Origin of the sequence: Mangrovibrevibacter kandeliae (genome assembly GCF_024519155.1) — a bacterium.
GTDB classification, from domain to species: domain Bacteria; phylum Pseudomonadota; class Alphaproteobacteria; order Rhizobiales; family Rhizobiaceae; genus Mangrovibrevibacter; species Mangrovibrevibacter kandeliae.
Window position 1 is genome coordinate 192,328 of sequence record NZ_JANIFJ010000002.1, and the last position, 23,355, is coordinate 215,682.

The following is a 23,355-nucleotide window of genomic DNA, read 5'->3' on the forward strand; positions in this document are numbered from 1 at the left end:
ACGCGACCCTCAGCGTCGACCGTTCCGGCTTTCGTCGAGACCGCGCCCTTCGGCGCTCTCGGTCATGGCAGCCGCGGCCTTCCGTGGACTGAAGCCTGCGTCGAGAAGCTGATCAAGGGTCAGGGGACACTCGTCGGGCAGCGCTGGAACCTGGACGCCATGCTCCGCCAGCGCATCGGCCGCGTTCCGCCTGGCGACCACCCAGATCTTGGTCAGATCCAGCCGCTGCCTCAGCCCGGGAGAGACTGCGAGGACCGCATCGCCCTGAAAGCCGGACGCCTCCTCCACCCAATGGGCGACGGACGGCGCGCTGCCGTCGAACGCGATCTTGATAAGGTGGGCGAGTGTCTGGCGAAGGAGGCTCGAGATTTCCCGGATCTCGGAGCGCCCCATGTCCTCGATCTCCTCGGCCAGATTGTCGATGTCGAGGCGCGTGAAGCTGCGCGGCAGCGCTCGCAGCTGGGCGGCCTGATCCTGCGTCCAGCGGTAGAAGTCGGTCTCGTGCTGCTGCGACGGGGTCATGGCGATCTCGTTCAATCCCTCACCCTCCTGAAGCAATTTATAGGACAGGCGAGAGCTCGCGCAAACGCTTCACCAAATGGCGCCGATCACCGTGGGCTCTGATCTCGGCTGCCGCCGGTTTCGGCATGGTGCCGATCCGCAGGCGGAGCCATCTGGCGTGGCGTTGATCTGAAGGCGTCGTTGGATCAGCCCAGGGTTCGCGCCTCCGAGGCCAGCATGATCGGGATGCCGTCGCGAATGGGGTACGCGAGCCCGGCCTGCTCGGAGATCAGCTCGTTCGCGTCCCGATCGTAGCGCAGCGGCGCCTTGGTCAGCGGACAGACCAGAAGCTCGAGCAGCTTCGGGTCGGGACGGCGGGGCTCTTCAGGCATGGACTTCGTGGCTCCTGAGCGGCGGCGCTGCCGGGATGCGTGACCGGTGCATCGCGCCGCACGGCAGGCTTCTCACGACAGCCCGCGCGCGCGCAACAAGGCAAGGCGCTACTGCAGCGTCGGACCGCCGTCCTCCATGCCCTCGCGCGCCAGCGCGATCTCGGTGATCGCCACCAGCGTTTCGGCACGGGTCTTCAGGTCGGACGCTTCGAGCAGCGCCTGCTTCTCCGCCGGCCCATAGGGCGACATCATGCAGAGCGCGTTGACCAGTGTTTCGTTGGAGGCCTTGGTGACGCTGTCCCAGTCGGCCTCCAGCTGGTTGGCGTCGAGATACTGACGAAAGGCGGACAGCAACCCGTCGCGGTCGACCTCCGCCGCCCCGTCGCTGAGGTCCAGATCCCGGATGAACGGCGCGATCCGGCAGGTGCGGTAGCCGGTCTTCACCGCCAGCTCCTCGGTCACCCGGAAGCGGCAGACGCCGGCGAGGTTGATGATGTAGCGACCGTCGCCGGTCTCCGCGACGGAGGTGATGCGCCCGAGGCAGCCGACCTGGCAGAGCTCGGGTTCGCCCGAACCGAGCTTCTCCCCATCGAGCCGCGGCTGGATCATGCCGATCAGCCGGGTTCCCGCGAGTGCGTCGTCGATCATGGCGAGATAGCGCGGCTCGAAGATGTTGAGCGGCATCTGGCCGCCCGGCAGGAGGAGCGCGCCGGTCAAGGGAAAGACAGCGACGGTCTCCGGCAGATCCCGCTCGCGTGCGTAGGTGATATTGCCCGCGTGTACCAACCACCATCTCCGTCAAGCTGCGGAGAACCTGGGGCGGCGGCGCCATTCCGCAAGGGACCGGCGCCGCGGCACGGCGCCCGTTCAGGAGAACAGGAGCGAAGACAGCCGTCGCCGGGCATCCTTGGTGGCCGGGTCCATCGGGCCCCAGACCTCGAACAGCTCGAGCAGCTTCCGGCGCGCGCCGTCCTCGTTCCAGCCCCGGTCGCGCCGGATGATCTCGAGGAGATGGCCGGCCGCCTGCTCCCGGTCTCCCTTCGCCTGTGCGATCAGCGCGAGGTCGTACCGCGCGGCATGATCGCCGGCGTCGCTCTCGATGCGCTGCTGCAGGACGACCGGATCGCCGAGCCCGGCGATCTCGGCGGCGAGCTTCAGCTTGGTGCGCAGGGCCGAGACGGCCGCATCCTCGGCTTTGTCGGCCGGCACCTGGCCGAGCATCGCCTCGGCGCGCTCGAGGTCGCCCGCGGCATAATAGCACTCGCCGAGTCCGGCGATGGCGCCGACATTGCCCTGGTCCTGCTGCAGGATCGCGGCATAGAGCTGCGCGGCATCGCCGGCGTCGCCCTCGGCGAGGAGCCGGCCCGCCTCCTCCAGCGCCTCGGCGATCGGATCGGGCCCGCCGCCGCCGAGCCGCTCGATGAAGCGCTTCACCTCCGATTCGGGCAGCGCGCCCATGAAGCCATCGACCGGCTGGCCGTTGACGAAGGCGAAGACCGCCGGGATCGACTGGACACCGAGCTGGCCGGCGATCGAGGGGTGCTCGTCGATGTTCATCTTGACGAGCTTCACCGCCCCGTTCGCCGCCTTCACCACCTTCTCGAGGATCGGCGTCAGCTGCTTGCAGGGGCCGCACCAGGGCGCCCAGAAGTCGACGAGCACCGGCTGGCGGCGCGATTCCTGGATGACGTCGGCCGAGAACTTCGCGGTCGTCGTGTCCTTGATGAGGTCGCCGGCCGCCGGTGCCGGGGCGACGGGCCCTGCACCGTAGCCGGAGGCGCCCGCCGGGCGTGCCGGAGCGGCCGAGCCGGTGGTCTGCGCGCCGTAGCCGAAGCCGGATGAATAGGGATTGTCGCTCATGCCTGCGGTTCCTGTTCGTCGTCGACCGACGCTTCGAGAGGCCGGATCAGCGGCGCGTGGTCCGTCGCCTCGAAGAAGCGCAGGAGATCGTCGCGCCGGATGCTGGTCGTCGCCTCGTTGGTCATGGGATGGCAGTTCAGGATATCGTGCGCAAGGAGGCCCTCATCAAGCACGACCGTCACCCGACCCTGGCTGTCGTTGAGAACGCCGAAGGCGGTGACCGAGCCGGGCGAGACGCCGAGGAGTTCGCCCATCAGTTCGGCGCTGGCGAAGGACAACCGCCCCTGCGCGCCGATCCGCGCATGCAGGCGCTTGAGGTCCACCTCGCGCGTTTCCTCGGCGACGACGAGGAAGATGCGGCCCTTCTTGTCCTTGACGAACAGATTCTTGGTGTGGCCGCCGGTGATGACGCCGCGCAGGTGACGGCTCTCGCCCACCGTGTGGAGCGGGGGATGCTCCGTCGTCTCGGTGCGGATGCCGAGTCCCTCGAGGAAGCGGAAAAGGTCGTCGCGCGTCTTCGTCATGAAGAGTGCGGTAGCGGTCGCAGACGGCGGGATCAAGCGTTGAGGACAGGGCGTGCTGCCGGCACGCAGCGAAAGCGACCGGCGCCTTGGGCGTCCGGCCGGCGAGCGTCACACGGCTGCGATTTTCCCTGTTGCATTGGCCTGCGCTTTCCGCCATATAGCGCCCGTCCGCGGCGCTGATGCGCTGCCGGGGAGCGGGCGGGTGTAGCTCAGGGGTAGAGCACAACCTTGCCAAGGTTGGGGTCGAGGGTTCGAATCCCTTCGCCCGCTCCAGTTTTCTCCTCTTCGTCAGACGTGCGCAGCCTGCGCGGGATCGAAGGCGGTTGGCTGGCTGCCGCGTCGTTTAGCCGATCTCGCCCCGCCGGCCCATGGCGATGATCCGGTCGGCGATCCGCAGCGTGTTGGCGACGATCGTCATCGACGGGTTCACCCCGCCCGCCGTCGGAAACAGCGAGCCGTCGCAGACGAACAGGTTGTCGATGTCCCAGGAGCGCCCGGAGGCGTCGACGACACTTTCGGCCGGATCGTCGCCCATGCGGCATCCACCCATCAGATGCGCGGTGCTCTTGGTGCGGTAGAGGCTCCTGGCGCCGGCCGCCCGCAGCATCTCGCTCTGGAAATTTTCCGCGTGTCGGGCGAGCCGCCGGTCGTTGTCGCAGTAGGAGAAGGTCACCTTCGGGATCGGCAGCCCGAGCGCGTCGGTCTCGTCCGACAGTTCGACCCGGTTGCTCTCCTGCGGCATGGTCTCGCCGACGACCTTGAGCCCGGCCATGTGGTTGTAGTGGCCCATCCACTTGCGCAGCTCGTGGCCGAACACGCCCTCGTTGGAGACGAGCGAGGTGGCGAAGTCGGTCGGCAGCGGGCCCTGACTCATGAAGGCGTAGCCGCCGTCGAAGTCCTTGCCCTCGTCCGTGTAGTTCCAGTGTTCGCAGACGGCGAGCGAGGGCGGGCCTTTGTACCAGCGGATCTCCTCCTCCATGATGCCCCAGACGGCGTCGTTGACATGCACCATCAGGTTCTTGCCGACGAGGCCGCTGGAGTTGGCGAGCCCCTCCGGATGCTGTGGGCAGGCCGAGTTGAGAAGCAGCCGCGGCGTTTCGATCGAGTAGCCGGCGACGACGACGTTCTTCGCCTTCTGGAAGCGCCATGCCCCCTGCCGATGATAGTGGACGCCGGTCGCGCGTCCGTCCGCGCCGGTCTCGATGCGGCCGACCATCGCAAGATCGCGGATCTCCGCGCCGGCTTTCAATGCGCGGGGCACGAAGGTGACGAGCATCGACTGCTTGGCGTTGGTGGCGCAGCCGATCTTGCAGAAGCCGCGATAGACGCAAGGATGCGCGGCACCGTGCGGCGCCGAGAGCGTGGCGGTCGGCGTCGGCGACCATTTCACGCCGAGTGCCTCGGCTCCCTTGGCCAGCACCAGGGCGGAGGCGGACAGCTCATGCTCGCGATAGGGATAGCTACCGCGGCGCGGTCCCCAGGGATAAGCGATCGGCCCGGCGATCCGCATCGCCGCCTCGGCCTTGGCGTAGTAGTCCCACATCTCGCGCCAGTCGACTGGCCAGTCGTGGCCGTAGCCGAGCAACGAGCGGGACTTGAACCACTCCGGCCGGAAGCGCAGCGCCACCATCTGGAAGTGGACGGTCGACCCGCCGACCGCCTTGCCGGAATTGTTGGAGCCGAGCTCGATCGGATCGTCGCCGCCGGAGATCCGCTCGTCCAGCCAGTAGAGCTTTTCCTGCTCGCGCTCATCGGAGGCGAAGTCCTCCAGCGGCCGATAGAAGGCTCCGGCGTCGAAGGCGACGACCGAGTGTCCGGCCTCGGCGAGACGCGCGGCGAGCACGCTGCCGCCGCAGCCTGTGCCGACGATGGCGAAGTCCACGGGCTCGCTCTCGGGATGCTCCCTCATCGGCACCCAGGCCCCGGGCCGGAAGACGTCCGGCGCCCGGCCACCCGTGGCGCGCACACGCTCCTGCGCGTCCGATACCGCCGAGCTCATGGCAGACCCCGCACCGGCTGCGGCGGGCGTTCCTCTGCCGCTTCCCACGGGTCACGGTCGTCGGGGCCGAGCCGGACATAGCCGCGCGGCGCGGCCGGACCACCGAAGCCCATTTCGCTCCAGGCCGCCGGATGGGCGTAGTAGATCTTCACGGCATCCTTCAAGAGGATCTCACGGAAGAACCGTTGCGCGTGGACGCCCTGCCAGTGCGCTTGGTCGACAGCACCGTTGTCGACCGCCTTCAGGAGCGCGGTCTGCTGCTCCGGCGAGAGATCGGCAAATCCAGAGCCATGGCGGGCATGCGCCTCCGCCTCCAGGGCATCCAGCCCCCGCCGCCAAGCCTCTCGCTGCGTCGGGGTGCCCACATAGCGCGTGCCGCTGCCCTGGTTGGCTTCCAGCTGGGCGTCGATCCACGCCTCCACCGGTATTCGTTCGGCTTCGCTCCGCTCGGGCTGCGGCAGGACGCAGTCCACCACCGCCCGCAGGCGCGTGTATCGCTCGGCGTCGAAGAAGCGGCGCCGGGGCACCTCGGTCAGCCGTTGCGTCAGCGCCCGGCGCGTCGCGTCGTTGAAGGACGGGGAGTCCCACTTCTGCAGGACGTCGTAGTGCGGATACGGCGTGACAAAGGGGCTCTCGTCCGGCGTCTCGTTGCCTGCTGTCATCCTGCGCGCGCTCCCGTCCTACGCTCGAGCAGCCGAAGGGCCGCAAACCCCATCAGGGCGATCCCCGCCAGGCTCGGCGGTGCGGCGATCGGCGGTCCCTGGAAGAGGTTCTGCGTCCAGTTGTAGAACCCGCCCATGTTGCGGCTGACGCCATAGCTGTGCAGTCCGGTGCCGAGAATGCCGAGGGCGGCGGTGGCGCCGAGCGCCCGGCGCGCGGTCGCCGTGCGGGCCGGTTCCGGATCGATGACGGCGCAGAGCATCGCCAGGCCGGTCAGCGGCACCGTCACGACCGGCGCATACATCAGCTTGTTGTGGAACGCGCCGCGGAAGTGCAGCAGGCCGATCTCCGTGGTCAGCCCGAACAGGCCAGCGGCCGTTGCGAGGCCGAGCCCCTGTCCCGCCCGGCGATGCCGCCGCCTGCCGTCGAGCAGCGTCGGGCTCGCAGCCGCCCGGTCAGCGGCGATGGCACCGAGGCCGGCAGCGCCGGCCAGCACCAGCGCACCCGGTGCCCCGAACGGTGCGCGGTAAAACAGGTTGTTGAAGGACAGACCGCCCGGCCGCGACAGGATGTTCCTGGCATGGAAGCCGAGGCCGAAAAGGCCGGTAACGATGCTGCCCCCGAAGAGCGCGCTCTTCATCATCCGCGCCCGGCTCGTCAGCGCCGTCGCGAGGCCGGCGGCAAGCGTCACCGCCGCCGCCGTCGGTGCCGCGAACATTGCCCTGCGCCTGAAGTTGCCGCGGTAATGCTCCATCGCGCTGTCGGCAAGAACGCTTGCCGCGAGAAGTGCCGAGCCGCACGCCGCGAGCCGGGTGGCCGTCGGCGGGCGCCGGCCACCGTGCGACAGGAGCGTTCCCGCCAGGCCCGCAGCGACGAGGGCGGAGCCCGTGACGGCAAGCAGGGTGCCGCTGCGCAGGGTGGGCTGATCGGGGGGCGGCGCCGGCCGCGCCTCGCGGGGTGCGGCGCCCGGTAACAGCCGCAAGGCGGTCGCGGATGCCGCGGACGACACGGGTGCTCTCCCTCCTGGTGTGGGTGGTCCCGCCGGTCGGCAGGTCCATTGGTTGAATGCATGAGCGAAACCGCAGTTCGCGGACGAGACATTACATCGCGGTCACGGGCGGGCCGGAGCGCGACCTCACGCCGCGCGGCGGTCAACGCTCGTCCCGGAACGGCGCGCTCTCCTCTCCGATTGTCATCATGAGCGGCCGGCTGGCCCGCGGAGAGCGTCGAGGGTGGAGGAGCGGATGAGCATCATCGACAGCGACGCGATGATCCGATCGGTCGGCGCCCGCGTCTTCACCGTTCCGACGGACGGGCCGGAGTCGGACGGCACGCTGGAATGGGAGTCGACGACGCTGGTGCTGGCCTTGGTCGAGGCGGGCGGGATGACGGGTATGGGCTACACCTACGCCGATCGCGCCGCCGCCAGCGTGATCGACGACAAGCTCGCGGCCATCCTCGAAGGGGGGAATGCCCTCGACATCAACGGCTTGTGGCTCGCGATGCTCGGTGCGGTGCGCAATCTCGGCCAGTCCGGCATCGCCGCCATGGCGATCGCTGCGCTCGACACCGCGCTATGGGATCTGAAGGGCAAGCTGCTCGGCCTGCCCGTCGCCGATCTCCTCGGCAAAGCCCGGCCATCGATCCCGGTCTACGGCTCCGGCGGCTTTACCTCCTATGACGATGCGCGCCTGTCGGAGCAGTTCGCCGGATGGGCCGCGGACGGCCTGTTCGCGGTCAAGATGAAGATCGGACGCGATCCGACGGACGACCCACGCCGCATGGCCGTCGCGCGGGCGGCCATCGGCGCCGAGCCCGGGCTGTTCATCGATGCCAACGGCGCGCTGAGCCGCAAGCAGGCGCTGGCGGTGGCCGACTCTGCAGTCCGCGACCACGGCGTCAGCTGGTTCGAGGAGCCGGTGTCGTCGAACGACCTGGAGGGCCTGCGCCTCGTGCGCGACCGGGCGCCGGCGGGTCTCGCGATCACCACCGGCGAATACGGCTTCGCCCTGTGGACCTTCCGCGACCTGCTGCTCGCCGGTGCGGTCGACGTCCTGCAGGCGGATGCGACGCGGTGCTGCGGCATCACCGGCTTCCTGAAGGCGGCCGCTTTGGCAGAGGCACACGAACTGCCGCTGTCTTCGCACTGCGCGCCGGCGCTGCATCTCCATCCGTGCCTCGCGGCGCCGAAGGCCGTGCACATGGAGTGGTTCCACGATCACGTCCGGATCGAGCGGATGCTGTTCGATGGCGCGCCGATGCCGCAGGCGGGCCGCGTGGCGACGAACGGCGAGCCGGGCCTCGGCCTCAGCCTGCGCGAAGCCGACGCTGCCCGGTTCGAGTGAGACAGCGCCTCGAGCGCACGGCGTCAGGCCCTCAGCCGCAGACCCGCACGTCGCGCGGCAGGTCGGAGAGGATTTCCGGCCCGTCCTCGCGCAGGAAGACGATGTCCTCCAGCCGGATGCCGAAGCGTCCGGGCAGATAGATGCCGGGCTCGATCGAGAACACCATGCCGGCCTCGAGCACGGTCTCCGACGTCGAGGTGATGTAGGGCGGCTCGTGGATCTCGAGGCCGAGGCCGTGGCCGGTCCGGTGGACGAAGTATGCGCCGTAGCCGGCGTCGGTGATCACCGTCCGGGCAGCGGCGTCGACGGTCTTTGCCCGCACGCCCGGCCGGGCCGCCGCGAGCGCCGCGCGCACCGCCGCCTCGACCACCGCATGCACCTCGGCATAGCCCTCCGGCGCCTCGCCGACGACCGCCATGCGGGTCATGTCGCTCGGGAAATCGCCGCGGCTGCCGCCGATGTCGATGACCACCGCGTCTCCCCGTTGCAGCACCCGGTCGCTCACCGAGTGGTGCGGGAAGGCGCCGTTCGGCCCGGAGCCGATGATGGTGAACATCGGACGCGCGCCGTCGGCAGCGAACTGCGCGCGCACGGTCGCGGCGATGTCGCGCTCGCTGATGCCGGGCCGGATCGCGGCATAGGCGGTCTGCATCGCGACGTCGTCGAGCCGCGCGTTCATCTTGAGCTCCCGGTACTCGGCCTCGCTCTTCTTCATGCGCAGGGCGCCGACGGTCTCGCCGGCAAAGCCGTGCCGTGCCTTGGGCAGAGCGCCGAGAAGCAGGAGGGCGAAGTCGGCCCGCATCGTCTCGTCGAGCGACACGACGCCGGCGTCCGAGGCGCCGACCGCGTCGAGCGCAGCGGCGAGCGCAGCCGTCGGCCCGGTGTCGTCGCTCCACGGATAGAAGGCGATGTCGGTGTCGACGCGGGCGCCTTCGGCGTTCAGCGACGGCATCAGGAAGGCCTCGCGCTGCGGGCCTATCAGCAGGAGGCAGGGCCGCTCGTCCGGATGCGGATGGAAGCCGGCGACCCAGTGCACGTGAGCGCCCGGGCCGAGGGCGACGAGGTCGATGCCGGTCTCCTGCATGCGGGTCCGAAGGGCGGCCAAGCGGTCGGCGACGTTGACTTTCATGCGGCGTTTCCCGGCTCGATTGGGACCAGCGAACGAAGCCTAAACCGCCACAGCGCCCTCTTGGCAAGGCTTCTTACGGTAAATCGCAGCCGAGGCGCCACATTGTATGCATCTCTGCGTAGAACCGCTCAGGATGGTGCACGCGGAGCGCGCCGGGCCGCCGATGGTGGCACCCCGAACTCGCGACGGAAGGCGCGCGACAGGGCGGCGGTCGAACCGAAGCCGGTGCGCAGGGCCGCTTCGCCGATCGGAAGGCGGGTGTCGACCAGCAGTCGCCGAGCCGCCTTCAGCCGCAGTTGCAGGAAGAACGCGCCCGGCGTGCGACCGACGGTGCGCAGGAACAGGCCCTCGAGCGTGCGGGTCGAGACGCCGACCCGGCGGGCGATCGTCGCGACCGGTACGGGGGCATCGATATGACGCTCCATCGCCCGGATGGCTGCGGTCACGCGGGGCTCGCGCCAGGCGATCTCGCCGAGCGCCACACTCGGCTGTGCCTCCGAACCCGTGCGCAGGCCGTCATACACGTAGAGGCTCGCGACATCGAGGGCGAGCGTGGCGCCCTGCCGGGCCCGGATCAGCGACAGCATGAAGTCGAGCGCCGGCGCGGCGCCGCCGGTGGTGAAGAATCGGCCGTCCGCCACCCACCGGTCGGCCTTCACGTCCACGGCGGGAAATCGCGTGCGGAATTCTTCCAGATCCTCCCAATGAGTCGTCGCAGCGCGTCCGTCCAGCACTCCGGTGAGGCCGAGCACCCAGGAACCGGCCTCGACGCCGAGCACGGCGCCGGCATTGCGCGCCGCCGTCCGCACGGCGTGCAAGAGCCGCGCGTCGGCATGCTCGAGAACGTGGAAGGCCGCGAGGACGACGAGGAGGTCGCACCGCCGGCTCGGGTCGAGCGCGCCGTCTACGGAGATGCGCAGCCGGTTCGACGTGACGACCTCGGCCCCGTCGATCGACACGACGGCCCAGCGATAGCACGGTGTCTTGGCGACACGGTTCGCCGCGCGCAGCGGATCGAGCGTCGCGGCAAGCGACATCAGCGAGGTCTCGGCGAGGACCAGCAAGGTCACCAACAGCGGTTCGGCCGCGGGCGAGAAGAGTGCCGTCACCGACCCGGACTCCTTTGCGCAATATGTCGATAGGACTTCGCAAAGTGTGAAACAGATCGACCGACCGGTCGTCAATCTCTGCGGCGAGTGATCCAGTCCACACAGACCGCGCACGGAGGTTCCGCCGATGCCCCTCACGCCCACCCGCGACGTCTTCATCACCTGCGCCGTCACCGGCGCGGGCGACACCACCTCCCGCTCCGACAAGGTGCCGGTGACGCCGGCGGAGATCGCCGCCGCCTCGATCGAGGCGGCGAAGGCCGGCGCCGCGATCGCCCACATCCACGTGCGCGATCCCGAGACGGGCAAGGGCGCGCGCGATCCCGCGCTCTACCGCGAGGTCGTCGAGCGCATCCGGGACTCCGGCGTCGACATGGTGCTGAACCTCACCGCCGGTATGGGCGGCGACCTCGTGCTCGGCTCGCCCGAGCGGCCGTTGCCGCCGGCGGCGGACGGCACCGACATGGCGGGCGCCGAGGAGCGGCTCGTCCACATCGCCGAGTTGAAGCCCGAGATCTGCACGCTCGACTGCGGCACGATGAACTTCGGCGAGGGCGACTACATCATGACCAACACGCCGGCCATGCTGAAGGCGATGGCCGCGCGCATCCAGGCGCTGGGCGTGCGCCCGGAGATCGAGATCTTCGACACCGGCCACCTGTTGCTCGCCAAATGGCTGAAGGACCAGGGGCTGATCGAGGACCCGGTGATGGTGCAGCTCTGCATGGGCATCCCCTGGGGCGCGCCGGACGACATCCCCACCCTGATGGCAATGGTGCAGAACCTGCCCGCCGACTGGACCTTCTCGGCCTTCTCGATCGGCCGCAACCAGTCGCCTTACGCGGCGCTGGCGCTCGCCGCGGGCGGCAATATCCGCGTCGGGCTGGAAGACAACATCTGGCTGAAGAAGGGCGTCCTCGCCTCGAACGGCGACCTCGTGGCGCAGGCGGTGAAGATCGCCGAGGGCATGGGCAGCCGCGTGCTGTCACCCGCCGAAGTGCGCCAGAAGCTGAAGCTCGAGCGGCGGTGGTGACGATGCGCGAACGGATCGAGAAGGCCGCCTGCATCGGCGGCGGGGTCATCGGCGGCGGCTGGGTCGCCCGCTTCCTCTTGTCGGGCATCGACGTCGCCGTCTTCGACCCGCACCCGGAGGCGGCGCGGATCGTCGGCGAGGTCGTCGCCAATGCCGAGGCCGCCTATGCCCGCCTGACGCAGGCGCCCCTGCCCCCGCGCGGCCGCCTCAGCTTCCATTCGAGCGTCGCCGAGGCGGTCGACGGGGCCGACTGGATCCAGGAATCGGTGCCCGAACGCCTCGACCTGAAGCGCCGGGTGCTCGGCGAGATCGATGCGGCGGCGCGGCCGGACGCGCTCATCGGCTCGTCCACCTCGGGCCTCCTGCCGAGCGACCTGCAGGCGGAGCTGGCGCATCCGGAGCGCCTCTTCGTCGCGCACCCGTTCAACCCGGTCTACCTGCTGCCGCTCGCCGAAATCGTCGGCGGCCGGCAGACGGCGCCGGAGACGATCGCCGACGCGATCCGCCTGCTCGAGACGATCGGCATGAAGGGCGTCGCGATCAACAAGGAGATCGACGCCTTCGTCGGCGACCGCCTGCTGGAGGCGCTGTGGCGCGAGGCGCTCTGGCTGATCGAGGACGACATCTGCGACGTCGAGACGCTCGACGACGTGATCCGCTACTCCTTCGGCCTGCGCTGGGCGCAGATGGGCCTGTTCCAGACCTACCGCATCGCCGGCGGCGAGGCGGGCATGCGGCACTTCCTCGCCCAGTTCGGCCCGGCCCTCGCCTGGCCCTGGACCAAGCTGATGGACGTGCCGGAGCTCGACGACGCGCTGGTCGACAAGATCGCCGGCCAGTCGGACGCACAGAACGAGGGGCTGTCGATCCGCCGGCTCGAACGGATCCGTGACGAGAACCTCGTCGGCATCCTGCAGGCGCTGAAGGGCGGCGACGAGGGCCGGGGCTGGGGCGCCGGCAAGCTCCTCTCCGCCTTCGAGGACAAGCTCTGGCGTGCAGCGCCGCGGCCCTCGCAGGCCGTGCCGACGGATGCGCCGCTCGTGACGCTGGAGGCGCGGGTGTCGCCGGCCTTCATCGACTACAACGGCCACATGACCGAGCACCGCTACCTGCAGCTCTTCGGCGACGCGACCGACGCGCTGCTGCGCCGGATCGGCTGCGACATGGCCTATGTCGAGGCGGGCCGCAGCTACTACACGGTGGAGACCCACATCCGCCATCTCGGCGAGGCGAAGCTCGGCGAGGCGCTGACCTGCCGCACGCAGGTGCTCGGCCACGACGGCAAGCGCCTGCAGCTGTTCCACAGCCTGGCGAAGGCTGGCGCGGACGCGCCGATCGCCACCGCCGAGCAGATGCTCCTGCATGTCGACACGGCGGCCGGCAAGGCGGTGGCCGCGCCCCAGCCAGTGCTCGACGCCGTCGCAGCGATCGCGGCGGCGCAGGCCGACCTGCCCCACCCGGACGGCGCCGGGCGGTCGATCGCCATGCCGGCGCGGTGAGCCGACGGATGACGGGTCCCTCCCCCAGCGAGCCGGAGATCCTCGCCTTCCAGGCCGAGTGCGACGGCTTCTATCCCCCGGACGCGGTGGACGCGTCGGTCGCCCAGCAGCGCGCCTGGTACGACGCGCTCTGCCGCCGCTTCGACACGCCCTATCCGCAGGGACTGACGGCCGAGGACGAGAGCATGGCGGGCGTGCCGGTCCGGCGGTATCGCCCCGCAGCTCCGTCGAACCCGCGCGTCGACCGACACGCTCCGTCGCAGGGACCAGGCGATCCTGCGGCCGCGCCGCCGACCGTCCTCTACTTCCACGGCGGCGGCTTCGTCGTCGGCTCACTCGACAGCCATGACGGCATCTGCGCCGACCTCGCGCAAGCCTCCGGCCTTGAACTCGTCGCGACCGACTACCGCCTCCTCCCGGAGCACCCGTGGCCGGCAGCGGCCGACGACGCCTTCACCGTCGCCCGCGCGCTGATCGTGAGCGGCCGGCGGCTGATCGTCGCCGGCGACAGCGCCGGTGGCACGCTGGCGGCCGGCCTGGCGCTGCGGGCGCGGGACGCGGGCCTTGTCGGCATCGTCGGGCAGGTGCTGGTCTATCCCGGCCTCGGCGGCGATCTCAGCTCGGGCTCCTTCGTGGAGATGGCCGATGCGCCGGGGCTGACCACGGCGGACGTGCGCTACTACCGCGAGCTCGTCGGCGCGGCGCACGACGACGCGATCGCCCACCCGCTGCACGCCACGAGCTTGGCCGGCCTACCGTCGGCTTACATCACGGCGGCGCATTTCGACCCGCTGCGCGACGACGCCCGCCACTATGCGGCGCGGCTCGCCGAGGCCGGCATCGACGTGACGTTCCGGGAGGAGCCGCAGATGGTGCATGCCTGGCTGCGCGCCCGGCGCACCAGCCCCGGCGCCGCTGCCGGCTTCGAGGCGATCTGCCGGGCGCTGCGCCGGCTGGCCGATCAGGCGGGGTGAGGCGGCTGGAGGCGCGGATCGAGCGCAAAGCGCTCCTGGCTGCGCACCGCGTACCCTTGGGGACCGGTGCCACCGCCGGTGAAGAGCAAATTCCAGGAGCCCGGCGCGGCGACGGACGGCACCACGACGAACCGGTGCTGCCGCAGCAAGTCTGCGCCGAAGACCTGCTGATTGCGGCTCGGAAGGCCCGGGCGGAGCCAGTTCGGGTTCGCGATCTGGTCGGGATGGAGGATGCGCACCTCCTCAGGATCGACCTCGATCTCCGTCATCACGTGCGGCACCGTATCGAGCATGCGAAAGCCGGCATGGACCGCGACTTCGAGGATCGACGCGGCCGGATCAAGAGCACAGTAGACAGCCCGGATGCCCGGCCCGCTCCAGCGACCGCCGACGCGATACGCCCCCTCCCCCGAGTTCCACGTCTCGCGATAGATCTCGCGGTCGAGCCGCCAGGCGACCAGCGCGCTGCCGCCGAGCGCTGCCGGCAGCGGCGCCATCCGCATCAGCCGTAGACGCCGTAGTCGACGCGCGTGAGGAGCGCTCGAACCGTATCGGCTCCGACCGGCGTATCGAGAAGGTCGATCGGCTTTGCCTGTTCGAGTGCGACGGCCGGGCGCTCGAGCCAGAGTTCGGCCTCCTCCTGCGATCCGAAGACGTCGGTCGCATGTGCCAGGATGGCGGCAAACTGCCAGGCTCGGCCGCTGACCTCCGGGCTGAGTGCCTTGTCCGGATCGGCTTTCAGACGCTGCGCCGTCCGCAGCGACATGCCGAACACCCGCGCGAGCTTTCCGCTGTCATGCGCCAGCGCCAGCTCTCCCAGGAGATGCTGCACCGACCGGCCCGGCAGACCTCGTTGCAGGAGGGCGTGCGCGTCCAAAGCCGTCCGGGGCGGGTTGTCGAAGAACCGGGCACCGCCGAGGAGTGCAATGACGCGGTCCGGGTCCTCGACGCGCTCGAATTCGCTTGCCTTGGCCATCACCGATCCTGACGCCGTTTGTCATATCCAATGTGACATCTGGCGCGTCTACGTTCAAGCTCAACGCCGGCCCCTCTCGACCTCACATGAAATCCCGAGGGATGGTCCTCTCCCACGTCCGGCGGCAGACTTCCGCCTCGCCCTCATAGGCGACCAGTTCGGCGGAGATCAGCCAGTCCTCGCGGGTGCAGGCGATGCGGCAGGCGGTTTCGGTGCGAACGGTCCAGTCGTCGCGGCCGTTCTCGGTGATCCAGCGGGCCTCGCCGGTCATGGACAACGGGTCGCGTGGATCGATGCTCCACGTCTCCGAACGCACCTGTCGCGCCGCAAGCCCCGTGTCCGGATGCACCGCAAGGCCGGTGTCCTCCTGGATCTCGTAGAGGGTGCGGCCGAGCGTCAGGTCGTGCGTCACCCGCCGCCGCGTCTCGGCCGACGCGCGCATCTCGTATTTGGGCAGCGGGTCCGGGTTCTCCGGCTCGGGCACCGTGACGGGCTCGGCCTCGCCGAGGAGCGGCATCGAGAGCACCAGCGAACCGAGCTCCAGCGAGAGCGTCGGCGTCTCCGGCTGCGGCAGGATCGTCGGCCAATAGGCGGTCGAGAGCGCCAGCCGCAGGCGATGCCCGGGCTTCAGGCGGTAGCCGCAGGCGTCGAGCCGCATCGCGATCTCGACGGGCTCGCCGACGGGCAGCGCCTCCGGCTCGGCATACGAAGAGCGGTGGGCGAGGTTGAGCACGCCATAGGCGATGCGCGTCGCCGTGCCGTCCGGGTGGACGTCCACCAGCCGCGCGACGAGATTGGCGGCAGGCTTGTCGCTCGACAGGCGCAGGCGCAGCTCCGGCTGGCCGAGAAAGTCCGCCGCGAGCGCCGTCGGCGCGCTGTCGAAGGTGAGCGACAGCCCGTCGTCCCGCCGCTGGTCGCCCGCCATCTCCGCGTCCGGCTTCAGCGTGAACCACTCGCCGGAGGTCACGCCGAGATCCTCCGGGCTCGAGAGGATCGCGGTGCGCCGCTCGAGCAGCGCGTCGGTGTCGGCGAGGCGGCCACCGGCCGCGATGCGATAGTCGCGCACCTCCGGGACTTTCCAAGCCGGCTTAGCAACCCATTCACCCGGGTCGTCCTGGCGGAGCCGCTGCGGCTGCGGCCCGTCGAGCAGATAGGCGCGCAGCTCCGGCCAGCGCTCGACGCCCGTGTCCTCGCCTTTCAGCCAGTGACCCCACCAGGCGATCGCCTCGTTGAGGAAGTCGGCGCGCGGGCGCGGCCAGGCGAAGTGCGGGTACTTGTGGACCCAGGGACCGACCAGCGCCGTCTTCGGCGCATTCGAGCCCTCGAGGAACCGGAAGGGCGTGTTGCGGTAGCCGTCGGCCCAGCCGGCGATGATGAAGGTCGGCACCCGGTAGGCCGACCAGTCCTCCGCGATCGAGCCATGCTGCCAGAAGGCGTCGCGGCGCTGATGCGCCAGCCATTCCTCCAGGAAGAAGGGCTCGCCTTCCAGCCGCTCGAGCCACATCTCGCGCCAGCGCTCGCCGACGAGGTCGGGATCGGGCGCGCGCGACTGGTAGGCGAGCATCGTCGCCGCCCAGGAGAGGTTGGCCGAGAGGTGGCAGCCGTTCTTGTAGTGGATGTCGTCGTTGTAGCGGTCGACCGTCGAGGCGATCGAGATCACCGCCTTCAGCGCCGGCGGGTTCAGCGCGGCGACCTGCAGCGAATTGAAGCCGCCCCAGGAGATGCCCATCATGCCGACCGCGCCGGTGCACCAGGGCTGCGCGGCGATCCAGGCGATCACCTCCACCGCATCGGACAGCTCTCGCGGGGTGTATTCCCCATCGATCACGCCGTCGGACTCGCCGGAGCCACGCATGTCCACCCGCACACCGGCGATGCCTGCCGCGGCGAAGGCCGGATAGGTTGCCTCGTCACGCACCGACGTGCCGTCGCGCTTGCGATAGGGGAGGAACTCCAGGACAGCCGGCACCGGATCGGCCTCCGCCTCGTCCGGCATCCAGATGCGCGCGGCGAGGCGCGTGCCGTCGGCGAGCGTGATCCACTCGTTCTCGATGACGGAGAAGGGGCGGTTCGGCATGGCGTGATCCTACTCGATACTCAACGATTGCGCCGACATGAGATGGCGCGCGAGACCGTCAAGGTCCGCGACCACGATCTCGGCCACACCCTCGAGCGCCCGAGCGGCCGCCGGCGTGCGCGCGATGCCGATGCCATGCGCCCCGGCGGCGCGCGCGGCGGCCATGTCGTGGGCGGAGTCGCCGACCATTGCGACCGCTTCGGGCGCAATGCCGACGGCTTCGGCGAAGGCGAGCACCATGCCCGGCTCGGGCTTCGGCCCATGTCCCGAATCGAAGCCGGCGACGAAGTCGAAGCGATCGAGCACGCCGAGCGCCGCCAGATGCGCCCGTGCGCCGGCTTCGCTGTCGTTCGTCGCCAGGCCGAGTTTCAGCCCGCGCCCGGCAAGGAGCGCCAGCCCATCGGCAACGTCGGCATAGCCGGTGAGCGAGGCGGCGCTCGCCTCCTGGTAAAGGCGATCGACGTGGGTGACGAAGGCGCGGTCGTACGCGGTCCCGAGGGCCTCCGCCCAGGCCGGCGCGAAGTCGTCGATGTCGCCGGCGATGATCGGCGAACCCGCATCGAAGGCGACGGCTTCGGCGTCGAAGCCGCAGGCGACGGCCAGCGTTTCCACCAGTCCCGGCCGGTCGCCCGCGAGCGCGGCGAGCACCGAAGCGGTCGCCGGCCCCCACGTCGCGTCGAAGTCGAGCAGCGTGCCGTCCTTGTCGAACAGGATACCCTGGATGGTCATGTCGCCTCGCTCCGCTGCGGTGTCTCCGGCGTGAGGATCACGGCACACGGGCCGGCGCAAGCACCCGCTGGCGGCGCGTGCGACAGGGAGCAGGCCTGTGGAGACCGAGACGGCGGACCTTGCAGCCCGCTCAGTTGCCCGCGGCCGCCATCTTCCGCTCGCTCAGAACCTCTTCGAGCCAGCCGAGCCGCATCTCCGGCACCGATTTCAGAAGCAGGTCGGTGTAGTCGTCGAAGGGCGGCGCGAGAACGTCCGACTTCGGCCCGAAGCGCACCACCCGGCCCTTGAACATCACCGCGACGGAGTCGGCGATCGCCCGCACCGTCGCGATGTCGTGGGTGATGAAGACGTAGGAGACGTGCGTCTCCTCCTGCAGCCGCAGGAGCAGCTTCAGGATGCCGTCGGCGACGAGCGGATCCAGCGCCGAGGTCGGCTCGTCGCACAGGATCAGCTCGGGCTCGGCGGCGATCGCCCGGGCGATCGCGACGCGCTGCTTCTGCCCGCCCGACAGCTCCGCCGGATAGCGGTCGATGAAGCCCTTGCCGAGCTCGATGTGGTCGAGGAGTTCCTGCACACGCTCGCGCTTCTTCGCGCCGCGCAGGCCGAAATAGAAGGTCAGCGGCCGGCCGATGATCTGGCCGATGGTGTGCCGCGGGTTCATCGCGGTGTCGGCCATCTGGTAGATCATCTGGATCTGCCGCAGCTGCTCGCGCGAGCGGCCGGACAGCGCCGCCGGCAGCGCCTCGCCCTTGAAGCGCACGGTACCCGAGGACGGCGGCAACAGCCCGGTGATGACGCGCGCAAGCGTCGACTTGCCGGAACCGGATTCGCCGACAACCGCGAGCGTCTGTCCCTTCGGCAGGTGGACGGAGACTTCTTCCAGCACCTGGATCCGACCATAGCCGGCATCCACCCTCTCGATCGACAGCAGCCGGTCGCTCTGGTCCTTCGCTTCCGGATGGGTGATCGAGCGCACCGAGACGAGGTCGCGCGTGTAGGTCTCGTCCGGACGGGTGATGATCTTCTCGGCGGTGCCGTACTCCACCGTCTTGCCGTGCCGCAGCACCATGATGTCGTCGGCGATCTGAGCGACGACCGCGAGGTCGTGCGTCACGTAGATCGCGGCGGTGTGGGTCGTCTCGATGGCGTGCTTGATCGCGGCGAGCACGTCGATCTGCGTCGTCACGTCGAGCGCCGTCGTCGGCTCGTCGAAGACGATGAGATCCGGCGAGGGCAGGAGCGCCATCACCGTCATCGCGCGCTGCAGCTGACCACCGGACACCTGGTGCGGGTAGCGGTCCCCGAACGTCTCGGGGTCCGGCAGGCTGAGCACGCCGAAGAGTTCGGTCGCGCGCTTGCGCGCCGCCGCCTCGTCGAGGATGCCGTGCCGGAGCGCCGCCTCGATGATCTGGTCGCCGAGCTTGTGCGCCGGATTGAAGGCCGCCGCAGCCGATTGCGCGACGTAGCAGACCTTCGCACCGCGCACCCGCCGCAGGCCGGAGCGCTTGAGGCCGGTGAGTTCGGTGCCGTCGAGTTCCACCGTGCCGCCGGTGATGCGCACCCCGCCGCGGCCATAGGCGAGCGCGGCGAGGCCGATGGTCGACTTGCCGGCGCCGGACTCGCCGATCAGCCCGAGCACGCGCCCCTTCTCAATGGTGAAGGACACGCCGTCGACGATGGTGATGTCCTTCGGCGGCTCGCCCGGCGGATAGCTGGTCGCCCCGATGGTGAGGTTCTTGACCGTGAGGAGCTCGGCCATTATCCGCGCCCTCCCTTCAGGCTGGTGGTGCGGTTGAGCAGCCAGTCGACGACGAGGTTGACGCAGATCGCCAGCGCCGCGATCGCCCCGCCCGGGATCAGCGCGGCGGGCACACCGAAGATGATGCCGTCCTTGTTGTCCTTGACCATGCCGCCCCAGTCGGCGGCCGGCGGCTGGATGCCGAGGCCGAGGAAGGAGAGCGTCGACAGGAAGAGGACCGCGAAGGCAAAGCGCAGGCCGAACTCGGCGAGCAGCGGCGACAGCGCGTTGGGCAGGATCTCACGGAAGATGATCCAGATCGTCCCCTCGCCGCGCACCCGCGCGGCCTCGACGAAATCCATCACCGCAATGTCGGTCGCGACCGCGCGGCCGAGCCGGAAGACGCGGGTCGAGTCCAGCACCGCCATCACCAGCACCAGGATCCACATCTTTTGCGGCAGGACCGCGAGCACCACCAGCGCGAAGATCAGCGTCGGGATCGACATCAGGAGGTCGTTCAGCCGCGACAGGCCCTGGTCGGTCCAGCCGCGCACGACCGCGGCGGTGAAGGACAGGATCATGCCGAGCGAGAACGACAGGACCGTCGCGGCGAGTGCGACTGACACGGTGGTGCGCGCGCCGTAGATGAGGCGCGAGAGAAGGTCGCGTCCGAGATTGTCGGTGCCGAGCAGGAAGTCGCCGCCGACCGGCTGCCAGATGTCGCCGACGATCTCGCGCTCGCCGTGCGGCGCGAGAAGCGGCGCGAACAGGACCGCGATGATGACGATCGCAATGCCGGCCATGCCGATCCAGGCGCTGAGGGGAATGTCGCGGGCTCTCATCGCGGATGCCTCAGGCGCGGGTTGGCGACGATGCCGAGGATGTCGGCGATCATGTTGAGGACGATGTAGACGGCGGCGAAGATCAGCCCGCACGCCTGGACGACCGGCATGTCGCGCACGGTGACGGCATCGACCATGTACTGGCCCATGCCGGGATAGACGAAGACGACCTCGACTACGACGACGCCGACGACGAGGTAGGCGAGGTTCAGCGCGACGACGTTGATGATCGGCGCCAGCGCGTTCGGCGCGGCGTGCCGGGCGATGATGCGGAAGGCGCCGAGCCCCTTCAGCTCTGCCGTCTCGATGTAAGGCGAGGACATGACGTTCAGGATTGCCGCGCGGGTCATGCGCATCATGTGCGCGAGCACCACGAGGACGAGCGTCGCAACCGGCAGCGCCACCGCCTGCAGCCGGGCGAGGAACGGCATCCCCGAGTAGACGGTCGAGGGGAAGGACACCCAGCCGAGCTGGATGCCGAAGAACAGGATCAGCAGGTAGCCGACGAAGAACTCGGGCAGCGAGATCGCGCCGAGCGACAGGACGTTGATCAACCGGTCCGGAAACCGGTTGCGGTAGAGCACCGCCACCATGCCGAGACCGACCGCGAGCGGCACCGAGATGATCGCGGCGAAGAAGGCGAGGAACAGCGTGTTGCCGAGCCGGCCGGCGATCTGGCTGGTCACCGACTGGCCGCTCGCCCAGGACTTGCCGAAGTCGCCCTCGAGAACGCCGCCGAGCCAGGAGAGGTAGCGGGTGACGGCCGGCTGGTCGAGGCCGAGCTGCGCACGGATGTTGGCGACCGCCTGGGGCGTTGCAGACTGACCGAGATAGGTCTGCGCGAAGTCGCCCGGCAACGCCTCGACGCCGAGGAAGATCAGCAGCGAGACGGCGAAGAGCAGGACGACGCTCAGCCCGATGCGCTGGAGCAGCAGCGCGGCCAGCGGATGCCGGCCGCGGAAGTCGTTGAGCGCGACGACCGGCGCGCTCAACGGGGACAAGGTCGCGGGAGGCGGCAGGTCCGCCGGCAGAACCGGCGACGCCGCGGCGGCGAGATCGGTGCCGGCCGCTCCCGCGGGGGCCCTGTCGTCCTGCGTCACCGCCATCAGCTCTCCAGCCAGACGCGGGTGGCGACGTAGCCGTTCGACATGTCGTTGCCGATGTCGTCGACATAGCCCTGCACCGCCTTGGTGGAGGCGTTCACGAAGTCGTTGAACATCGGCAGGATCAGGCCGCCTTCGTCGCGGACCATCATCGCCATGTCGCGGTACATCTCGCTGCGCTTGCTCTTGTCGAGCTCGGCGCGCGCCTCGAGCAGCAGCTTGTCGAAGTCCGGCCGCTTGAAGCGCGTGTCGTTCCAGTCCGCCTTCGAGTAGTAGGCGGTCGTGTACATCTGGTCCTGGGTCGGACGGCCGCCCCAGTAGGAGGTGCAGAAGGGCTGCACGTTCCACACGTTGGACCAGTAGCCATCGCCCGGCTCGCGCCGGATGTCGATGGTGATGCCGGCCGCGGCCGCCGTCTGCTGGTAGAGCTGGGCGGCGTCGACCGCGCCGGGGAAGGCGACGTCGGAGGTGCGCAGCAGCACCGAGCCTTCATGACCGGACTTCTTGAAGTGGAACTTCGCCTTGTCCGGATCGTAGGTGCGCTGCTCGATGCCCTCCGGGAAGAGCGCGTAGGTCTCGTTGATCGGGAAGTCGTTGCCGACCTTGCCGAAGCCGCGCAGCACCGTGTCGACCATCTTCTCGCGGTCCATGGCGTATTTCAGCGCCAGGCGCAGGTCGTTGTTGTCGAACGGCGCCGTGTCGCAGTGCATGATGAAGACGTAGTGGCCGCGACCCGAGGTCGAGAGGATCTGGACGTTCGGCCCGCGCTTCAGGAGATCCACGGTCTTCGGATCGACGCGGTTGATGTAGTGCACCTGGCCGGAGGACAGCGCGGCGACGCGGGCCGTCGCGTCGTTGATCACGACGATCTCGACGGAGTCGACATAGCCGCGGTCGTCGCGCCAGTCGTTCGGGTTCTTCTCGAAGGTGGCGCGCACGCCGGCTTCCCAGCCGGTCAGCTTGAACGGACCGGTGCCGACGCAGGCGGTCGGGTCGTCGAAGCCGCCGTTCGGCTGGATGATCAGGTGATAGTCCGACAGGAGCAGCGGCAGGTCGGCGTTGCCCTCCGACAGGCTGATCACCAGATTGCCGCCGTCTTCCTTGATCTCGCCGATCGACTTCATCACGCCGAGCGCACCCGATTCCGACTTCTCGTCGGAATGGCGCTTCAGCGTCTGCACGCAGTCGGCGACCGTCAGGTCCTTGCCGTCGTGGAACTGCACGCCCTTGCGGATCTTGAAGGTCCAGACCTTCGCGTCCGGCGACGCCTCCCAGGATTCGGCGAGCGAGGCCACCGCCTCGCCCGACTTCGGGTCGCTCTCGATCAGCGTGTCGCCCCAGTTGCGGCCGACCACGAACAGCACCTGCGAGAGATACTTCGCCGGATCGAGCACGTCGGTGCCGGAGCCGCCCTCGAGGCCGAGCTTCAGGTGGCCACCCTTCTTGGGCGTCTGGGCCCAGCCGGCGGAGACGAGAAGGCCGTTGGCCGCCGTCACGGTCAGGCCGAGCGCGGCGGCACGGCCCAGGAAGTCGCGGCGGCTCAGGCCGCCGGCAACGGCGCTCCTGGCGAGGTGGTCAAGCTGGTCTTTCATGCTGCTCCCCTGCAGAGGTCGGTCGGGTCGAAACGGGTCGAGGGCCTGCCCCGAGAGGGCCGGTGCCCATTCACGCGTCCGATAAGGGACTGCCCAATATGCGTGCGTCAATCATTTTCCCGCCTCGGACCATGACAAACCCGTCGTCGGACGGCGCGTTTTCATGTTTCGAGGCGTGACAATGCCGGAATTGGGCAGCCTGCGCGAATCGGCGCCGATTCATGCTCATGAAGCGATCATCCGCAACCCTCCGGCCTGTACGGCGCGCCGCTG

General features: G+C 69.6%; 22 protein-coding genes and 1 tRNA gene. 5 read left to right on the forward strand and 18 right to left on the reverse strand.

The annotated features are described in order from the left end of the window. Positions 1-9: 9 nt before the first annotated feature. The 5 genes from NPA30_RS07250 to NPA30_RS07270 form a co-directional block, all read right to left on the reverse strand. Complete coding sequence (locus NPA30_RS07250; protein WP_256801843.1) at positions 10-537, reverse strand: DUF29 domain-containing protein; 528 nt, start codon at positions 535-537, stop codon at positions 10-12. 170 nt (positions 538-707) lie between these two features. Next, positions 708-893 (reverse strand): Trm112 family protein, encoded by a 186-nt coding sequence (locus NPA30_RS07255; RefSeq protein WP_256801844.1) that lies wholly within the window; start codon positions 891-893, stop codon positions 708-710. A gap of 108 nt (positions 894-1,001) precedes the next feature. Continuing rightward, the gene (locus NPA30_RS07260; protein WP_256801846.1) at positions 1,002-1,679 is read right to left on the reverse strand and encodes an LON peptidase substrate-binding domain-containing protein; all 678 of its coding nucleotides are present in this window, start codon (positions 1,677-1,679) and stop codon (positions 1,002-1,004) included. A gap of 81 nt (positions 1,680-1,760) precedes the next feature. Then, entirely contained in the window at positions 1,761-2,753 is a 993-nt protein-coding gene (gene trxA, locus NPA30_RS07265) for a thioredoxin (protein ID WP_256801849.1), read from the reverse strand. Next, positions 2,750-3,277 carry a prolyl-tRNA synthetase associated domain-containing protein gene (locus NPA30_RS07270; protein WP_256801850.1) on the reverse strand — a complete coding sequence of 176 codons (528 nt, stop codon included), beginning with the start codon at positions 3,275-3,277 and terminating at the stop codon, positions 2,750-2,752. The genes trxA and NPA30_RS07270 overlap by 4 nt, the downstream gene beginning before the upstream one ends. A gap of 198 nt (positions 3,278-3,475) precedes the next feature. Here NPA30_RS07270 and NPA30_RS07275 point away from each other — a divergent pair. Continuing rightward, a tRNA-Gly gene (locus NPA30_RS07275) sits at positions 3,476-3,550 on the forward strand. A gap of 70 nt (positions 3,551-3,620) precedes the next feature. On the opposite strand, the gene NPA30_RS07280 is transcribed toward NPA30_RS07275, so the two are convergent. From NPA30_RS07280 to NPA30_RS07290, 3 genes are read right to left on the reverse strand one after another with little or no spacing between them, the layout of a single operon-like run. Then, on the reverse strand, positions 3,621-5,276 hold the full coding sequence (locus tag NPA30_RS07280; RefSeq protein ID WP_256801851.1) for a GMC family oxidoreductase: 1,656 nt from the start codon (positions 5,274-5,276) through the stop codon (positions 3,621-3,623). Further along, on the reverse strand, positions 5,273-5,938 hold the full coding sequence (locus NPA30_RS07285; RefSeq protein ID WP_256801852.1) for a gluconate 2-dehydrogenase subunit 3 family protein: 666 nt from the start codon (positions 5,936-5,938) through the stop codon (positions 5,273-5,275). The genes NPA30_RS07280 and NPA30_RS07285 overlap by 4 nt, the downstream gene beginning before the upstream one ends. After that, a complete protein-coding gene (locus NPA30_RS07290; RefSeq protein WP_256801853.1) occupies positions 5,935-6,945 on the reverse strand; it encodes a hypothetical protein in 1,011 nt (336 codons plus the stop codon). Before NPA30_RS07290 ends, NPA30_RS07285 begins: the two co-directional genes overlap by 4 nt. A 235-nt stretch (positions 6,946-7,180) precedes the next feature. Between NPA30_RS07290 and NPA30_RS07295 the strand changes: the two genes are divergently transcribed. Beyond that, positions 7,181-8,281 (forward strand): enolase C-terminal domain-like protein, encoded by a 1,101-nt coding sequence (locus tag NPA30_RS07295; RefSeq protein WP_256801854.1) that lies wholly within the window; start codon positions 7,181-7,183, stop codon positions 8,279-8,281. Positions 8,282-8,312: 31 nt separating this feature from the next. Here the strand turns inward: NPA30_RS07295 and NPA30_RS07300 are convergent, their stop codons facing one another. Then, the gene (locus tag NPA30_RS07300; protein WP_256801855.1) at positions 8,313-9,410 is read right to left on the reverse strand and encodes a M24 family metallopeptidase; all 1,098 of its coding nucleotides are present in this window, start codon (positions 9,408-9,410) and stop codon (positions 8,313-8,315) included. A 128-nt stretch (positions 9,411-9,538) separates the two neighbouring features. Further along, positions 9,539-10,519 carry a GlxA family transcriptional regulator gene (locus NPA30_RS07305; RefSeq protein WP_256801857.1) on the reverse strand — a complete coding sequence of 327 codons (981 nt, stop codon included), beginning with the start codon at positions 10,517-10,519 and terminating at the stop codon, positions 9,539-9,541. Between the two features lie 127 nt (positions 10,520-10,646). Between NPA30_RS07305 and NPA30_RS07310 the strand changes: the two genes are divergently transcribed. The 3 genes from NPA30_RS07310 to NPA30_RS07320 are packed head-to-tail and all read left to right on the forward strand — an operon-like array spanning position 10,647 to position 14,025. Beyond that, positions 10,647-11,552 carry a BKACE family enzyme gene (locus NPA30_RS07310; protein WP_256801859.1) on the forward strand — a complete coding sequence of 302 codons (906 nt, stop codon included), beginning with the start codon at positions 10,647-10,649 and terminating at the stop codon, positions 11,550-11,552. A 2-nt stretch (positions 11,553-11,554) separates the two neighbouring features. Beyond that, positions 11,555-13,051: a carnitine 3-dehydrogenase gene (locus NPA30_RS07315; RefSeq protein WP_256801860.1), complete on the forward strand. Its 1,497-nt coding sequence runs from the start codon at positions 11,555-11,557 to the stop codon at positions 13,049-13,051. Continuing rightward, positions 13,048-14,025, forward strand: coding sequence for an alpha/beta hydrolase (locus NPA30_RS07320; protein WP_256801861.1), 978 nt, complete (start codon positions 13,048-13,050; stop codon positions 14,023-14,025). The genes NPA30_RS07315 and NPA30_RS07320 overlap by 4 nt, the downstream gene beginning before the upstream one ends. Here NPA30_RS07320 and NPA30_RS07325 read toward each other — a convergent pair. The 8 genes from NPA30_RS07325 to NPA30_RS07360 all read right to left on the reverse strand — a co-directional run bounded on the left by NPA30_RS07325 (position 14,013) and on the right by NPA30_RS07360 (position 23,082). Then, positions 14,013-14,522: an RES family NAD+ phosphorylase gene (locus tag NPA30_RS07325; protein ID WP_256801862.1), complete on the reverse strand. Its 510-nt coding sequence runs from the start codon at positions 14,520-14,522 to the stop codon at positions 14,013-14,015. The two genes, NPA30_RS07320 and NPA30_RS07325, sit on opposite strands and share 13 nt — an antisense overlap. A 5-nt stretch (positions 14,523-14,527) precedes the next feature. Further along, positions 14,528-15,001: a type II RES/Xre toxin-antitoxin system antitoxin gene (parS, locus tag NPA30_RS07330; protein ID WP_256801863.1), complete on the reverse strand. Its 474-nt coding sequence runs from the start codon at positions 14,999-15,001 to the stop codon at positions 14,528-14,530. Positions 15,002-15,083: 82 nt separating this feature from the next. Further along, positions 15,084-17,078, reverse strand: a complete 1,995-nt coding sequence (locus NPA30_RS07335) for a CocE/NonD family hydrolase (RefSeq protein WP_256801864.1) — start codon at positions 17,076-17,078, stop codon at positions 15,084-15,086. 9 nt (positions 17,079-17,087) lie between these two features. Beyond that, positions 17,088-17,807 (reverse strand): HAD family hydrolase, encoded by a 720-nt coding sequence (locus NPA30_RS07340; protein ID WP_256801865.1) that lies wholly within the window; start codon positions 17,805-17,807, stop codon positions 17,088-17,090. A 130-nt stretch (positions 17,808-17,937) separates the two neighbouring features. Further along, entirely contained in the window at positions 17,938-19,566 is a 1,629-nt protein-coding gene (locus NPA30_RS07345) for an ABC transporter ATP-binding protein (RefSeq protein WP_256801866.1), read from the reverse strand. Then, on the reverse strand, positions 19,566-20,387 hold the full coding sequence (locus NPA30_RS07350) for an ABC transporter permease (protein WP_256801867.1): 822 nt from the start codon (positions 20,385-20,387) through the stop codon (positions 19,566-19,568). Before NPA30_RS07350 ends, NPA30_RS07345 begins: the two co-directional genes overlap by 1 nt. After that, positions 20,384-21,493 (reverse strand): ABC transporter permease, encoded by a 1,110-nt coding sequence (locus NPA30_RS07355; RefSeq protein ID WP_256801868.1) that lies wholly within the window; start codon positions 21,491-21,493, stop codon positions 20,384-20,386. The genes NPA30_RS07350 and NPA30_RS07355 overlap by 4 nt, the downstream gene beginning before the upstream one ends. Then, entirely contained in the window at positions 21,493-23,082 is a 1,590-nt protein-coding gene (locus tag NPA30_RS07360) for an ABC transporter substrate-binding protein (protein WP_256801869.1), read from the reverse strand. Before NPA30_RS07360 ends, NPA30_RS07355 begins: the two co-directional genes overlap by 1 nt. Between the last annotated feature and the right edge of the window lie 273 nt (positions 23,083-23,355).

Coding starts and splice junctions, on each gene's coding strand:
- NPA30_RS07300 (WP_256801855.1), bottom strand. CDS start 9,410: ATGAAAGTCAACGTCGCCGACCGCTTGGCCGCCCTTCGGACCCGCATG.
- NPA30_RS07255 (WP_256801844.1), bottom strand. CDS start 893: ATGCCTGAAGAGCCCCGCCGTCCCGACCCGAAGCTGCTCGAGCTTCTG.
- NPA30_RS07325 (WP_256801862.1), bottom strand. CDS start 14,522: ATGGCGCCGCTGCCGGCAGCGCTCGGCGGCAGCGCGCTGGTCGCCTGG.
- NPA30_RS07340 (WP_256801865.1), bottom strand. CDS start 17,807: ATGACCATCCAGGGTATCCTGTTCGACAAGGACGGCACGCTGCTCGAC.
- NPA30_RS07285 (WP_256801852.1), bottom strand. CDS start 5,938: ATGACAGCAGGCAACGAGACGCCGGACGAGAGCCCCTTTGTCACGCCG.
- parS (WP_256801863.1), bottom strand. CDS start 15,001: ATGGCCAAGGCAAGCGAATTCGAGCGCGTCGAGGACCCGGACCGCGTC.
- NPA30_RS07335 (WP_256801864.1), bottom strand. CDS start 17,078: ATGCCGAACCGCCCCTTCTCCGTCATCGAGAACGAGTGGATCACGCTC.
- NPA30_RS07315 (WP_256801860.1), top strand. CDS start 11,555: ATGCGCGAACGGATCGAGAAGGCCGCCTGCATCGGCGGCGGGGTCATC.
- NPA30_RS07350 (WP_256801867.1), bottom strand. CDS start 20,387: ATGAGAGCCCGCGACATTCCCCTCAGCGCCTGGATCGGCATGGCCGGC.
- trxA (WP_256801849.1), bottom strand. CDS start 2,753: ATGAGCGACAATCCCTATTCATCCGGCTTCGGCTACGGCGCGCAGACC.
- NPA30_RS07345 (WP_256801866.1), bottom strand. CDS start 19,566: ATGGCCGAGCTCCTCACGGTCAAGAACCTCACCATCGGGGCGACCAGC.
- NPA30_RS07355 (WP_256801868.1), bottom strand. CDS start 21,493: ATGGCGGTGACGCAGGACGACAGGGCCCCCGCGGGAGCGGCCGGCACC.
- NPA30_RS07280 (WP_256801851.1), bottom strand. CDS start 5,276: ATGAGCTCGGCGGTATCGGACGCGCAGGAGCGTGTGCGCGCCACGGGT.
- NPA30_RS07295 (WP_256801854.1), top strand. CDS start 7,181: ATGAGCATCATCGACAGCGACGCGATGATCCGATCGGTCGGCGCCCGC.
- NPA30_RS07270 (WP_256801850.1), bottom strand. CDS start 3,277: ATGACGAAGACGCGCGACGACCTTTTCCGCTTCCTCGAGGGACTCGGC.
- NPA30_RS07360 (WP_256801869.1), bottom strand. CDS start 23,082: ATGAAAGACCAGCTTGACCACCTCGCCAGGAGCGCCGTTGCCGGCGGC.
- NPA30_RS07310 (WP_256801859.1), top strand. CDS start 10,647: ATGCCCCTCACGCCCACCCGCGACGTCTTCATCACCTGCGCCGTCACC.